Annotated in this window: 11 protein-coding genes; 6 read left to right on the top strand and 5 right to left on the bottom strand. The window is 64.1% G+C overall.

The window, feature by feature from the left end; translation table 11 throughout:
- The first annotated feature begins 70 nt into the window (after positions 1–70).
- The 3 genes from AC3WRT_RS14840 to AC3WRT_RS14850 all read left to right on the top strand — a co-directional run bounded on the left by AC3WRT_RS14840 (position 71) and on the right by AC3WRT_RS14850 (position 4,954).
- Positions 71–1,030, top strand: a complete 960-nt coding sequence (locus tag AC3WRT_RS14840; protein WP_492723175.1) for a glycosyl hydrolase family 32 — start codon at positions 71–73, stop codon at positions 1,028–1,030.
- A gap of 114 nt (positions 1,031–1,144) precedes the next feature.
- The gene (locus tag AC3WRT_RS14845; protein WP_492723177.1) at positions 1,145–2,329 is read left to right on the top strand and encodes a glycosyltransferase; all 1,185 of its coding nucleotides are present in this window, start codon (positions 1,145–1,147) and stop codon (positions 2,327–2,329) included.
- Positions 2,330–2,740: 411 nt separating this feature from the next.
- Positions 2,741–4,954 carry a GmrSD restriction endonuclease domain-containing protein gene (locus AC3WRT_RS14850; protein WP_492723179.1) on the top strand — a complete coding sequence of 738 codons (2,214 nt, stop codon included), beginning with the start codon at positions 2,741–2,743 and terminating at the stop codon, positions 4,952–4,954.
- Between the two features lie 1,028 nt (positions 4,955–5,982).
- Here the strand turns inward: AC3WRT_RS14850 and AC3WRT_RS14855 are convergent.
- On the bottom strand, positions 5,983–6,432 hold the full coding sequence (locus AC3WRT_RS14855) for a plasmid replication, integration and excision activator (protein WP_492723181.1): 450 nt from the start codon (positions 6,430–6,432) through the stop codon (positions 5,983–5,985).
- Between the two features lie 83 nt (positions 6,433–6,515).
- Positions 6,516–7,292, bottom strand: coding sequence for a GntR family transcriptional regulator (locus AC3WRT_RS14860; protein ID WP_492723183.1), 777 nt, complete (start codon positions 7,290–7,292; stop codon positions 6,516–6,518).
- A 41-nt stretch (positions 7,293–7,333) separates the two neighbouring features.
- On the opposite strand from AC3WRT_RS14860, the gene AC3WRT_RS14865 reads away from it, so the two are divergent.
- Positions 7,334–7,789: an NUDIX hydrolase gene (locus AC3WRT_RS14865; RefSeq protein ID WP_492723185.1), complete on the top strand. Its 456-nt coding sequence runs from the start codon at positions 7,334–7,336 to the stop codon at positions 7,787–7,789.
- Here AC3WRT_RS14865 and AC3WRT_RS14870 read toward each other — a convergent pair.
- Both AC3WRT_RS14870 and AC3WRT_RS14875 read right to left on the bottom strand, forming a co-directional pair.
- The gene (locus tag AC3WRT_RS14870; protein ID WP_492723187.1) at positions 7,783–8,868 is read right to left on the bottom strand and encodes an ImmA/IrrE family metallo-endopeptidase; all 1,086 of its coding nucleotides are present in this window, start codon (positions 8,866–8,868) and stop codon (positions 7,783–7,785) included. The two genes, AC3WRT_RS14865 and AC3WRT_RS14870, sit on opposite strands and share 7 nt — an antisense overlap.
- A 24-nt stretch (positions 8,869–8,892) precedes the next feature.
- On the bottom strand, positions 8,893–9,201 hold the full coding sequence (locus tag AC3WRT_RS14875) for a hypothetical protein (protein WP_492723189.1): 309 nt from the start codon (positions 9,199–9,201) through the stop codon (positions 8,893–8,895).
- A 245-nt stretch (positions 9,202–9,446) separates the two neighbouring features.
- Between AC3WRT_RS14875 and AC3WRT_RS14880 the strand changes: the two genes are divergently transcribed.
- Together AC3WRT_RS14880 and AC3WRT_RS14885 are read left to right on the top strand one after the other, a co-directional pair.
- The gene (locus tag AC3WRT_RS14880; protein WP_492723191.1) at positions 9,447–11,405 is read left to right on the top strand and encodes a type I restriction-modification system subunit M; all 1,959 of its coding nucleotides are present in this window, start codon (positions 9,447–9,449) and stop codon (positions 11,403–11,405) included.
- 1,580 nt (positions 11,406–12,985) lie between these two features.
- Positions 12,986–13,624 (top strand): hypothetical protein, encoded by a 639-nt coding sequence (locus AC3WRT_RS14885; RefSeq protein ID WP_492723193.1) that lies wholly within the window; start codon positions 12,986–12,988, stop codon positions 13,622–13,624.
- A gap of 427 nt (positions 13,625–14,051) precedes the next feature.
- On the opposite strand, the gene AC3WRT_RS14890 is transcribed toward AC3WRT_RS14885, so the two are convergent.
- Positions 14,052–14,603, bottom strand: coding sequence for a hypothetical protein (locus AC3WRT_RS14890; RefSeq protein WP_492723195.1), 552 nt, complete (start codon positions 14,601–14,603; stop codon positions 14,052–14,054).
- Positions 14,604–14,727: the final 124 nt, after the last annotated feature.

Genomic DNA, 14,727 nt, shown 5'->3' on the forward strand with positions numbered 1-14,727 from the left:
GTGCGCGGGCGGGCGGGTCCGCGTCTGAACGGGTAGCTCCACGCCTGCGCCGGCGTGAAAGGCTGAGGGCGTGTTTCGTCTACCTGAGGCCTGGGTGTGGGACTTCTGGCTCGTCGACGACGGCGAGCAGTACCACCTGTTCTTCCTCTACGCGTCCCGCGCGCTGCGCGACCCGCACGCCCGGCACTTCCGGGCGTCGGTCGGGCACGCTGTGTCGGCCGACTTGGTCAACTGGGAGCGGGTGGTGGACGCGCTCGTGCGCTCGGATGCGCCGGCGTTCGACGACCTCGCGACGTGGACCGGGTCGGTCGTGCGGCATCCGGACGGGCGGTGGTTCATGTTCTACACCGGGGCGAGGCTCGACCCGGCGTACGGGGCGAACATCCAGTCCATCGGGTATGCCGTGTCCTCCGACCTCTACGTGTGGGACAAGGCCCCTGGGCCGGTGCTCTCGGCGGACCCGCGGTGGTACGAGAAGTACGCCGACGGGCAGTGGCACGACGAGGCCTTCCGCGACCCGTGGGTGCTGCCCGACCCGGACGGCGACGGGTGGCACATGCTGATCACGGCGCGCGCCAACCACGGTGAGGGCTACGACCGTGGCGTCGTCGGGCACGCGTGGTCGCCGGACCTCGAGAACTGGGAGCTGCGCGAGCCGCTGACGTCGCCGGGTCAGGGCTTCGGGCAGCTCGAGGTGCTGCAGCCCTTCGTCGTCGACGGCCGGCAGGTGCTGCTCTTCAACTGCCTCGTCGGCGACATGCCGGAGGCGGCACGCGCCGGGGGCGCGACGGGCGGGGTGTGGATCGCTGACGCGAAGTCGCCGCTCGGTCCGTACGACATCGCCGGAGCGCAGGTCATCGACGACCCGTCGCTCTACGTCGGCAAGTTCATCACCGACCGCGAGACGGGCGAGACGAAGTTCCTCGCGTTCGTGCACGACCGCGACGGCGCCTTCGTCGGCGAGATCACCGACCCGTATGCCGTCTCCTGGGACGGCGACCGCCTGGCCTTCTCGCCGCTGAGCCGGTGATGGCTCAGCGGCGCTGAGCCCCGGGCTCGTTGTCGCGGGGTGGTACTGGGCCGGACTGATCTCGGCGCAGCCGTTCTCCTGTCGCGGGGGCAGCGGCGGTGGGATCGTGTGCGGATGAGGGTGCTCTTCGCCGCAGTGCCCGCCCATGGACACACCTATCCGCTCGTGCCGCTGGCCGTCGCGTTCCAGAGCCTGGGCGCGGACGTGCTCTTCGCCACCGGGTCGCAGTTCCAGGACCGGTTGCCCGTGCCGACTGCCCTCGGCGCCGAGCCGGGCTGGCGTCTGGTCGACGGGCACGCCGAGGCGTTCCGGGACCGGCCTGGCGGCCGGCCGCCCGACGACGACTTCGCCCGGCTGCTCTTCGTCGACATCACCAGCCCGCACCTGCTCGAACCGACCAGCACGGTGGTCGAGCAGTGGCGTCCGGACCTCGTCGTCGTCGAGCAGACCAACGTCGCGGGACTCGTCGCGGCCAAGCGGATCGGTGCGCCGACGGCCCTCTTCAGCGTCGTCGGCTGGGGGCCGCGGTGGGACGGCGTCTACCGGGCGGCGATCGAGCGGTGGGGCGGCGAGCTGCGCGGCAGCGACGGCTCAGCGGTGTCGGCCGTGACCGACCTCGTGGACGTCTACCTCGAGGCGCACCCGGCCTTCCTGCGTGAGGCGCGAGTGGGGTCGGACGACGCCGCCTTCGGGTCCCAGCCGCCGTTCCCGACCCTCGACCTGGCACCGCACGCGTGGTCCGAGTCCGGTCCGCCGGTCCCGGACTGGCTGACGAGGGACCGCGTTCCCGGCGATCCACCGAGGGTGCTGCTCACGCTCGGGACGATCTTCGGCAACAGCGCGACCCTGCTCGCGGTCGCCGACGAGGTGGCGGCTGCAGGCTGCGAGGTCCTCGCTGTTACCGGTCGGGCCGGCTCGGCCGACGAGGTCAGCCACGAGCATGTGTCGGTGCACGTCGAGTCGTTCGTCGACCAGGTGTCGGTGCTGGGCCACGTCGACCTCGTGGTGCACCACGGCGGCTCGGGGACCGTGCTCGGCGCCGTCCAGCACGGGCTGCCGCAGGTCGTCGTGCCGCAGGGCGCAGACCAGTTCTGGAACGGCAACCGTCTCGTCGAGCAGGGCGCTGCCCGGGTCGTGCTGCCCGGCGCAGCGCCCGGCAGCGTCCGCGCTGCGGTCACCGCGCTTCTCGACCCGGTCGCACCCGAGAGGGCGGCCGCGCAGCGCCTGCAGGCGCAGCTGGGCCGGCTGCCCGAGCCCGACGCCGTGGCAGCGGAGCTCATCCGCCGCTGGGGCGCCTGACCTCCGGTCCCATCCAGAGCTGGGGCGGGACGGGGGTGCGTCGGCGAGATCACCGACCCGTATGCCGTCACCTGGGATGGCGATCATCTGCAACTCACCTTGGCCATCGACAGCCGGCATGTGATCGCTTGAGGCGATGAGCCGTGGGCACTAGCCGAAGCACTCCTGCTCTGGCCGATCATGAGCCCGTCGAACGACCGCGTTCTGCCTCGGTGTGCGGGCGAGGTGGCCAGTGCCGAACATCTGAGCTGCGAGAACAGCCCGGCTGCGCCGATGAGCCCCCAGCCCGCTCCCTCCGATGACGACCCGGGCGACCAAGCGGCGCCCGACACTCACGGAACTCAGGCCGGGAACCCGATCTCAAGACCACCGCTTGGTTAGGGTAACGCTCATGATGTCGGAGTCCCTCCTATGAAAGCCGCAGACGAACTTCTTGGCGCTGTCTTCAACAAGGATCACCGCTACGTCATCCCCAACTTTCAGAGGCCCTACGTATGGGATGAGGCGAAGAATTGGCTACCGCTGTGGGAGGACCTTCGTAAGGCGGCGGAAGGAGCAGAAAAGGGGTCCGGGCACCCCGAAGATGAAACCCCCTCAGAGTACTTCCTTGGGGCATTTGTCACGCAGTCCCGCAGCCCCGTTCCCAGGCGCACGCAGATGTCAATGGTGATCGACGGACAACAGCGACTCACTACTTTCCAGGTCTTTCTCGCGGCAGCCCGTCGGGTTGCCGTCGAGCTCGACGCCGTGCACGCAGCCGACAGTTTCGCCGCCTTGGTACGCAATCGTGTAAGCCAGGACACTGACCACCCCGAAGACCGCTATAAGGTGGTGCCCTTGGCCCACGATGCACCCGCATTCGAATGGGCGGTTCGTGACCCTGGTCATGCTGCCACGGTGCCGGACAGACATCATCGTCTGGCTCGCGCGTCGCACTGGTTCGAGAGCGCCTTGCGAGACTGGGTGGCGGAAGCACCGTCGGCGAGCGAACGGCTCGACTTTCTGCATTTTGCAGTGGAGAACCGGATCAAAGTCGTAAGCATCTACTTGGATCCGACGGATGACCCGCAAGTCATTTTCGAGGCGCTGAACCATCGAGGAGTTCGTCTCGATGCGGCCGACCTGGTGAAGAATTTCCTATTCCAACTCCTGGACCGGCAAGGCGATCACCATCTAGAGGGCGAGCTCCTAACATCGCACTGGTCCGTCCTCGATAGTGACCGTTGGCGCTCAGAAGTGACGACCGGGCGCATCAAGCGGGTGCGTGTGGATAGCTTGCTCGCGTACTGGCTCGCGGCGCAGCGTGGCGAGGAATCTTCGGTCGAACATCTCTTCGAAGACATCAAGCGCTGGATGCGTACCTCGCACATCCGTGCCGCCGACGTGATCCGAGACATACGCGTCTACGCAGACACCATGGAGCGCCTGCAGCAGCTGCCAATGACATCCTCGGTGGCCCAGGCCTTGGACCGGCTCGACGCCACAGGAACGACCACCCCATGGCCATTGGTCTTGTTCCTTCATGCGACTCGTGAAATTCCGCAAGAGCAGGCTGAGATTGGGACGATGGCAATCGACTCCTTCCTCATGCGGCGAGCCATTTGTCGACTCACAACGAGTGACTACAACCGACTGTTCGGCAGCCTGCTCGGATCCATTAAAGCGGTGGATCCGCGGCACGCTGGAGACGCTCTCGTAGAGGGCCTGGCCGCTCAGACTGCCCCCAGTCGCATGTGGCCCGATGATGCGCAATTCGCCAGGGCCCTGGGCAACCACAACTTGTACAACGACGTAACTCGCCCTCGACTGCGCTCCTTCCTTGTCGGCCTCGAAAATGCTTTGCACACCAGTCGAAGTGAGCCTGCGCTGCCTCACCGCGCGGCAGCCAAGCACTTGACCATCGAGCACGTCATGCCCGTCAAGTGGGAGGCTCATTGGGGATTGCCAACAGGCGCGACTGAGGACGAGCAAGTCCGGCGGCAAGAGGCCGTGCACCGGCTTGGCAACCTGACACTGGCGACGCAGAGCTTGAATTCGAGTCTAAGCAACGAACCGTGGGCCAAGAAGCGGCAAACGCTACAGACACACAGCCTTGCGCGTCTCACCACGGCTTCTATCCTGACGAGCCCAGAAGGAGTGCACGGGTTCTCGCAAGAACAATGGACCGCCGAGTGGGACGAGCAACGAATTTCGCTCCGGGAGAAGGCGCTGGTTCGAGAGGCTATGCGCACTTGGCCGCGATCAGGCATTGTTCCACCTAATTTGGCATCTGTTAAGGAAGTGGAGCGCGGGGAGATCGCAGTGGGTGATTCCGCCCCGCTGCTGGTTCCAGCCCAGCGACAAAGCATGACGCATGACGTTCAGGGCGATCTTCTGCCCCTGATACAGCGCGGGCTCGTGGCCCCCGGAGATATCTTGCGGCACACCAAAGTACGAAGCGGCCGGACGTACACCGCGACCATCACTCCTTCGGGAGGCCTGGACACCGTCCTTGGCCCCTTCCGCGCACCGTCCACCGCGTTGACCAAGATGCTTGGCAGCTCGGTGAATGGGTGGATCACTTGGACTCACATTCCTTCCGGAAAGACATTGGCCGAACTGCGCGAAATGCTGCGGCGAGAGTGATGCACTGGTAGCCGGCAGGGACTTTGGACGCCTTCCTCACGCGGGCGTCTGCCTAACGGCCGAAGCCAACGTCTAGTCGTTCACCAACGGTCAGCAACGCGCCCGGGCCACTGGCTGAGTCGTCCCGTCCCGAACCCCCTCAGCCGCGAGGCAGAGTCTCAACCGCTGAGGACGAAATGGAGCGGTCAGGCGCGTGGCGAAGTCCTGAACCCCACCACTACCCAAGTCAGATGATGGCCGCCAGTTCAGACCCGCATGGCTGAGCCAGCACGGCGCCTCGCAGGTGCGGTCAAATAATGGTTCGTTGAGGCAACTGCGCAGGCTCGCATGGCAAGGTGCAATCGCGCCCAATTTTCGTCGCGAGACGAACGTCGCTTGGCCGTGATACCCGCCGCCGAGTTTCCCCACGGGCAGACGGATGACCGTTTGGGGCGCTGCCGCCATGGCGCTGGTGTTCGAGCCGGCGAGTTGGGTCGGCTGGCTGTCGATCTACCTGGCCAGCCGCTGACTGAGTGGTGCGGGGACCCTCATGGGTTCCCGCACCTGCTCGCGCGGATGCACCCACACCCTCGAGCTGCTCGCAGGGCGGCGCGATGTGACCGCACGCAGGGCAGAAGCCGACCAGCTGGCGCGCTCGTCACGCTGCACCGACAGGCCACACTCCCGGGCGAGAACCGGCCAACGGCGACAAGCCCAGTGCCGCCACGAGGCGCGCTGCAGCGGTCCGGCAGCCCACCGCTCATACGAGGCCGGTGACCAGCGAGCCCACACCACCGCGACCTCGGCAGGGACGACCCAGCCAAGGATGAGCAGCCGGATCGCCGCCGGTTGGCCGTTCGGGAGCAGCCGGACGGCCAACGCTAGCCCCGCGACGGAAACGGCCCAGCGCAGGTGCCGGTACGTCCAGCGCACGACCGCCCAGACGAGGACCGCACTTACTCGCAGTGTCGAGCGAGCCTGCCCCGCGACGGTTCCTAGGCTCGGGAAACCACGCGAACGTGTCAGACCACCCAGGGTTGAGGCACGCATTACGCCGCCCCCTTGGCCTGGCCAGAGGAGGCACCGGACTGGCCGAACTGGCTCGACTGGCCGGGTGCGACCATCGACTCCGCCCGGAAGGACCACGAGATCCGGCCTCGGCCCATCGAGGTCTCCTCGATCCACGGCAGCGCCGTCAGACCGGTGAACTCGACCGGCGTCCACGGGAACGGCGTCTTGTTCTCCGGAGGAACCGGCTGCACCTTCGCGAAGAACTTCACCGTCACCGCGGTCTCGCGCTTGCTCGCCTCCTCGTCGGCGTCCAGTACGGTCACCGACCACACGAGCAGGCCCGTCTCCTGGTCCACCTGCTGCGGCCGCGACCCATCCGCGCGCTTCTCGGCGTTGAAGTCCAGGACCGGCTCGACCGAGCCCTTGAGGAACGCACCGTTCGGGAACACGTCGCCGAAACCGACCTTGAACCGCTTCTGCATCGCCATGACTGCTTCTTGTCCAGTCGTCTAGAGCAGTTGCTCCATGACAACAGTAGAGCACTCATCTAGACAAGTGGCAAGAGACGACGCTAGTTGGCCGGGAACCGGTACTCGAGAACGTAGCTCGGGGCCGCCTTCACCGTGTCGGTCAGTTCGACCGGGGAACCATTGGTGTCAAAGGCGATTCGTCGCACGGTGAGTACTGGCGTACCGGCTGGCAGACGGAGCCGGCGACGCTCCTCAGGCGATGGCATGCGTGCAGCGACCTCCTCGGAGAACTCAGCCAGCTCATGGCCAGCCTCCTCGATTCGTGCATAGATGCCGCCCGGACCGGTGTCCGCCTCCTCGATCGCGATTCCCTTCGCAATCGACAGCGGCACATACGAAGACGCCAACTCGACCGGCTGGCCATCCATCAGGTGTCGACGTCGACGTGCGATCACCCTCGACCGAGCCGGAAGGGTCAGGGCCTCGCGCACATCGCCAGACGCCGCCTCACGCCCAACCTCGATCTCGTCGACCGACGGGACGCCGACTCCCTCGGCCTCAGCGATGAAGGCAGCCTGCCCAGCCTCTCGATGCCGCCGAGCGAAACGGTCAGAGGCAACTCGGCGCACCAGGGGACGCTCCCGGACAAACACACCGCGCCCATGCTCAGCAACCAGCAGCCCCTCGGCGCTCAACTCCCCCAACGCCTGTCGAACAGTCATGCGTGCAACGCCGAATTGCTCCCTCAGTTGAGTCTCGGAGGGCACCCTGTCACCGGGCGCGATTCGGCCCGACCCGATTGCCTCACGCAGCGCCGTTGCGATCTGCTTGAAGGCAGGAGTGTCCGAGGTCTTGTCGACCTGGCCCAACTCCAGCATGGTCACTCCTCCAGACGTCTGTAGTACCTACACTTTGGCAGATGAGCACCCCCGACGTCACCGAGACTCCGCGGCACTCGGTAAGCGTTGCCGCCGCGATCTTCGACGAGAGCGGAGAGAACGTCCTGCTCATCCAGCGCCGCGACAATGGCCACTGGGAACCCCCAGGGGGCGTCCTCGAGCTCGCCGAAACCCTCGAGATAGGCCTGCGGCGTGAGGTGGCCGAGGAGACCGGCCTCGCAATTACGGTCGAAGCCCTAACGGGCGTCTACAAAAACATGCGCAGAGGCATCGTTGCCCTCGTGTTTCGATGTCGGTCGATCGGTGACCCTGAAGCGTCTACGAGCGAGGCGGCCGCCGTCCAATGGCACCCGCTTGAGTCGGCTCTCAGCCTCCTGGACGAGGCGTACGCGATCCGTATCAGGGATGCGTTCGAGCAAAAGCCGGCCCAAGCACGCGCACACGACGGGAAGCAGTTGTTGCCTGACTTTCAGTGAAGGTCCTCAGCGAACTTGAGGGTGACCTTCAGCTGGTGGCCCCACCCGTAGTCGCCGCTCTCCCTGTGAATTCGACCCAGCACAATCCCTGGCGAAACACCTACATCCGAGGCAAAACGCCTCACGGCGGCGATGTTTCGCCCTCTAGGCAAGTCGATCGCGACGTCGGGAGGGATGAGGGTGTCGACAGCAAAATTGTCGGCCTCTTCCTCCTCATTACTAGCCGACTGGCCATTCTCATGGTCGATGAAGACAGCAGTTCGTGGATGGAGCAGTACGTGGCCCAGTTCATGAAACAGGGTGAACCAGAACTGATCGTCCTTCTTTCCCCGCAGAGACAGCTGAACGATGGGATTGCCGTGCACCCACCTCGTGGCTCCATAGCAACGAGTGCCAGCGATGTCCGGGACAAAGACCACGGCCACACCCACCGAACTGGCCAGCGACTTCAACTGAGACTCCCACTCGCCCACGCTCTTGCGTGTCAGCGCGCGCAGGTCCGGAATGACCTGAGTGAGCGCCTCACGGTCGTAAGGAGCCAGGGAGAGCTCGTCCGCCTTGATCTCGCCGAGGCGCAACCAGGTGGCAATGGCCTCAGCCGAGGCATCATGCGCTTGCGACTGCCTATACGCAGCTTGGGGCGCCAGCCACACCTTCGACCACGAAGAGAAGTCTGCGACCTTGAAGAACCGCAGGATCTCCCCCACCACGCCGGACTTGTCGGTCGCGTCCGCGGTGAGCCAGCCTCGCTTCCGCAACTCCACCAGAGGAAGCGAACTGAACTTTTCGAACTCCGCTGCCCACTCCCGCTCGCTCGCCAACCGCGCGAGGTCGCCACGGTAGAGAGCTTCATAGCTATTCCAGATGCGGGCAGGGATCCCAGTCACTGACTCGACCTTGAGCGCAACGTCCTGGGACAGAGGTGCGACTCCGTTAAGGAGAAGGCTGACGTGCTTCGGGGACACGTTGAGTCGGCGCGCAAACTCAGCCTGACTCATCGCGCTCTCATCCAACCACTCGCGAATGAAGTCTCCGGTCGGCACCGCATAGTTCGTCTTGTGGCTAGCGATCGACACCATCACACCTCCCCGGCACTATCTCTCTCAGTGGTAATCGACTATTTCTACAATTCGGACGCTTGTCGCCGCGGCGTCCTTCGCCATCTCGCTCAACGGTTCCAACACGATCCGTTGGTTGGCTGTCAGGTGCCCGGCGAGCTGGCCTGACCGATCTCCGTTGAGCCAGTGCCACTTTCCGACGCCGTCGAGCAGATCCTGCACGCTCGCCGAGGCCTCAATCTGCTTGAACCGCTTGCCGAGCGCCTTTCCCGCAACTTCTCCGAGCTCACGCCGTGCACGCCGGTCGTCCAGGCAGGCGCGTTCGAGGTCAGCGCTAGCGTACTCGACATCCACGACTTGTCCTTTACCTATCTGGTAACGCCCACCATGTCACCAACGTTCCCCGCGGGCAAACGCCCCCGGCGGATGCGCTCCGCAGTCCCGACAGGCCGCGGTGCCCCACGTTGGCCGGGGGGCGGCCAGCCAACCGGAGCTGAACTGCTGGCAGCAGCTCGCGCAGAACCTACCGCGGTCCTCGCGTGGCGGACGCGTCACGCCCATGCATGCCAGAGGGCTCCGTCCGGGCTAGGGTGCGGCAGGTGAGCCAGACGCCGTCGACGCCCCCCTCCATCCAGGACATTCTCAAGGACTCCTCGCACTCGCTGGTCCTATTCAGATCTAGCGAGATTGCGGCGATCAAACTCTTCTGGAAACGGGATAAGCCGTACCTCACGTGTCTGGCGAGCGACAAGGAGCGCCCCGCAAAGCCAGAAGAGATCGTCCGTCAGCTGTATATCCACCGACTGATGGAAGATTATGGCTACCCGAAGGATCGAATTGCGGTTGAAAAACCGGTGTACTTCGGCAGCTCCGTTCATGAGAAGGCTGCTGACATCGTCATCTCGGACAAGGATGACCCAACCAGTGCTTACATCATCGTCGAAGTCAAGCAAGCCAAGCGCAGCGATGGCTTGGAACAGCTGAAAAGCTACTGCAATGCCGAAGGCTCTCCCATTGGTGTCTGGACAAACGGCGGCCAAGCCATCTATCTACACCGTGAAGAGCGCAATCTATTCCGTAGCTTGAACGCGTTGCCTCGAGCGGATCAATCCCTCTCCGAGTTGATGGAGTCTCGCTGGACACTTGCGGATTTGGCGGCGAATAACCGCCTCGTCACGGAGAGGATGACCCTAAAAGGCGTCATCCTCGACATGGAGAACCTTGTCTTGTCCAACGCTGGTGTTGATGCATTCGAAGAGGTGTTCAAACTCATCTACGCCAAGCTCTACGATGAGTGGTCGGCTGCACGCGGAGGTCGCAACAAGTACCTCAGGTTTCGAGTGGGTGGCGCCACCCCTTCCGAATTTTATGAGCGTATTGACGCTCTATTTCAGTCAGCCAAGCGTCAGTGGCCAGGCGTATTCTTTGCGGACGAGAAGATCGACTTGACGCCCAACCACTTGGTGACTTGCGGCTCATTTCTTGAAGACATAAAGCTCTTCAACTCTAACCTCCAGATCATCGACGAGGCGTTCGAGTACCTGTCTACTGAAGTCGGCAAGGCGAAAAAGGGACAATACTTCACTCCTCGCCACGTGATCGATATGTGCGTGCGGATGTTGAACCCCAATGCGGACGAGAATGTGATCGACACTGCCGCCGGTTCGTGTGGCTTCACTGTCCATTCCATCTTCCACGTTTGGGGTTCAGAATTCACGGCCAATGGCCCCAACGCATGGCAGTCGGAGTACGCTCGCGAACGGGTTTATGGGCTGGATTTCGACAGCCGTTCAGTCAAGATCGCGAAGGCCCTCAACCTGATCGCGGGAGACGGAAAGACCAACGTGTTCCGTGCAAACTCCTTGGACTCCCGCGATTGGGGTGATGATGTTCGCGCAGCACTGACTCCTCGCCTTCGGATCTCTGGGAAAGCGGCGGAGGACCGACGGAATAGAGAACAGTTCAGGTACTTCAATTTCGATCTCGTTCTGACAAATCCCCCCTTCGCCGGCGACCTCAAGGATGGTCGCCTTCTCCATCAATACGACCTCGCCCGTAAAACTGATGGGACCTGGAAGCCAGCGGTTGGGCGTGACATCCTATTCATCGAGCGGAACCTGAACTTCTTGAGGCCGGGTGGCCGCGCCGCCATCGTGCTGCCGCAAGGGCGCTTCAACAATCTGACAGACGACCAAATACGTGAGTATGTGGATGAACGTGCCCGGATCCTAGCCGTGGTAGGGCTACACGGAAATACGTTCAAGCCGCACACCACCACAAAGACGAGCGTCATCTTTCTGCAAACCTGGAATGACGACCCGAAGGCTGGCCCCCTCAATCCGAAAGTGGACGACTACGACGTCTTCTTCGCGGTGAGCGACAAATCTGGTAAGGATTCCCGGGGAGACTACGTCTACCTGACCGACGAGTTTGGTCGCCCTGTACTAGATGCCCATGACCACCTCGTGGTGGATCATGACCTGGACGAGATTGCGCTAGATTTCGCGATCTTCGCAAAGTCCCAGAACTTGTCCTTTGTTGGCGGCACCAATGCCTAACAGCCTCACGGTCCACACGCGAGCCGTCGATCGGCGCCGCCGCCTCGATGCAGAGTACTTCACCTCTCCTTTGCAGAAGGAGGTGCAGGGCATGCTAGCCAACGGACAGGAATGGCTATCTCTGCCAAGATTGTTCACCTCCCTCGCCAGTGGCGGAACGCCTCTGAGACATGACCTCCGGACGGGGGAGGTTCCGTTCCTAACGATCGAATGCATTGAACCACTACTGATAGATACAACACGGGGAAAGCGCGTCACACGCGAGCACCGGAGAGGACCCCTAAGAAGAGCTCGAGTGCGCGACGAAGATGTTCTTGTCACGATCAAGCGCCGGATCGGCATCGCTGCCGTGGCTGGCTTGGACGTTGCAGATTCTGTGGTGAATCAGGACGTTGCCATAATTCGATCTAACGGGATCCTGAAGCCCGAAGTTATGGCGGTCTGCCTAAACAGCCGGATCGGACAAGACCAGGCGCGCCTTATTCAGACCGAGCAGATGAATCCTTACCTGAGCCTCACGTCGTTGCGACGGATACAACTCCCTCGCCTCGATTCACGAACTCAAGACGCGATAGTCGAACACGCACGCCTCAGGGTCGCTCTGCTTGCTGAGGCCCGGAGCGCGATGGCTGAGGCCTCGGACCTGGTCCGCGAAGCGTCCGGCATCCTCGGCCCCAGTGGACACCGCACCTCAGTCAGCTCGATTTCTTCGGTCCGGAAACTTCGCCGTCTAGACGCTGAGTTCATCTGTCGTTCCCCGGTCCTCTTTGACAAGGGGGTGACCCTTCGGCCATTGGGTTCGCCCGCCGTCACCAGCAGACTCACCGCTGGGGTGTCTCCGACGGCCGCTAATCGGGGCGCGTCATCCGTGCCCGTATACAAGGTCGGCGACCTCACCCGCATCGGCCTCGCCGAGTGGCGCGGAGAGCGAGGCAGCTATTCGGACTCGCAGCTTCGTGGAGATCGAGGCTCCGTACGCCGAGGGGACGTCCTTGTCTTGGCGACCGCGCATGACGCGAGATACATCGGCAAGGCAGCGATGGTTCGGACGGAGCCGCCTGAGCCCGACGCGCGCGCGGTAGCTGAACTGATAGTGGTGCGGCCAGCCCGCATGGAGGCGTCGGCAGCTTTGACCATGTTCCTAAACCTGCCGGAGATTAGGATCGCTACCCAGCGCATCGTCCGCGGACAGTCTGCCCACCTCTACCCGACGGATCTGCGGCATCTGCCCGTTCCGGAGTTCACTCGCTCCCTTGAGACTCAAGTGGATGCTCTGGTTGATCGTGCTTGTACGGCACTAAGTCAGAGTTCGAAGGCCCTCCAATTTGCCATCGAATGCGCCGAGGACGCGGTTGGCCTTCCCAGTTCTGGAACTCAGCGCAGCGACAGGGAACACTCCTAGCTCCGTGGCGCACAGTCAGACGTGAAGAGTTTCTGTACTGGCTCAAGCGCGCCTCCGGCGCGAAGAAGCGCGGGACCCCGCGATGGGGACCCCGCGCTCCGGCGCTGGCGCGCCTACGCGCACCCCACCGCACCCCGCGCTAAAGCACGCTGTCGGTACTGAGCCCTACGCTCCGCCCATGCCCTGGACCGAAGTCATTGCCGCCGCCACGGCCATCGTCGGCGTCACGGTGGGCGGCCTCATAACTCGCTGGAACACGTCGGCCGACCGAAACGCCAGGTCGGCGAGCGAGGCTGCGGCCGCAGAGCGCAAGAACGAACAGGAGGCCATCCTGGAACTCCTGGCCGCAGCACGCCTGCTCGCGCACCGAGCCAACGGGTTTCGCATGACCGTAAAACTCATCCAGTCTGAGGCCGCCAAACATCAACGCCGCTGGGGACACATGGTCCCCCTTGACGTCGACGCGGCCTTCGATCGACTTATAGATGCCGATCAGGCGCTGGCGCGAGCCTCGGGCAAGGTCTGGCTGACCGGCGATCCGAAGACGGTTCAACTGACGAATGCGCTGGCTCTCGCAGCCGCAGAAGTGTTCGCCGCCCACACCGACGAGCCTCTCCGTGGCCTCCGCAAGGTCGGCCGCACGTTCCAGCTCCAGTTCACAACGAAAATGCCCGGCGAGCAAAGACGAATCAATGAAGCGAACTGGTCGCTGGGCACGGCCAGTAGGGCCCTCGCCGAGTACGCACGTGAGAAGTACGGCCTGGAGTACGTCGACCTCACGGACACCGGAGAGTCGACCGACCAAGTCACCGGATAGCCGCTCGTTACGCCGCCGACCCGACGCTCCACTGTCCGCGCGCCTCCGGACCGCATCAAGGGCGCTACGCGTCACTCCGTGATGGCCTCCGGCCACCCTTGACCCGGCCACTCCGGCGCGCTGCCCTGCTCCGCTATCGGTTCGGTGGCTCGTCCTGGCCGCCTGACAGACTGCCTGACGACGGCCAGTCATGAACGCCGCCAACCACAGACACCAGTGGACTGTAGCCACGGCGCGCACCACCCGAGCAAACCGCCCGAATGACCTTTGCAAGCAGGGGGTTAGGGTTGGGGTCTTCTTGGCTCCACCAGCAGACGGCCTTGCGCATGGGCGGGGTCGGCGGGTTCTCCGATGCGCCCGAGCCCCCGGCGTGACCAAGAGTGGTCCCAGCGGTCGTGCTGGCGGACGTCAAGCCCCGCCAAGGGACTCACTCGCAGTTCGTACAGACCCTGGAGAGCGGCATCTCCATGAAGCAGGTCGGGCAGACCGCCCCACGGCGAACCTCCGGCGCTGCCGCCCGGGGAGTGCGCTCGCGCACCTCGCGCGTTCGTGTCGTCAGGGTCGGCTGTGCGTCGGCAGGCACGTCGGCTCCCCAGTGGCGGTAGCACTCCAGACGCGAAGCGGCTGCGTGAGTCTCCCGCTCGAGCTCGTCGTGGGTCGGCGTCTGGCCGTAGACACGCAGCACCTCGTCGTAGCCGTCGCCCACGTGCCCGTCCTGCTTGTGCACGACGAGTGACGTGAGCGGTGGCTCCCCGCGGAGGTGGTTGACCTTGGCGAGGTCGACCAGCAAGCCGCCCATCCAGTTCCGCATCGCAGACCTGGTGTGCAGCGACGACCGTCGCTGCACCTCCTCCGCGAGCTCGGAGTAGGTGATGACGGCGTTGTAGCGGCCCGCGGTCTCAACCAATACCTCGTAGGCCTGCTTGGCCCAGTAGGGCTGCGCCACCTTGGGCGTCACATACGTCTCGCTGTCAGACACGGTCAGCCATTCCCTTCCAAGCGTCCATCGACAGAGGACAGTCTCCACCGGCGGCGACCATGCCTTCGAGGCGGTGCTACTCGCGCCAGGGACCCTTCGTGCCCTCCCGGGTTCCCGGCGGCCG

The organism is Terrabacter sp. FW104-15G4B (assembly GCF_058790095.1).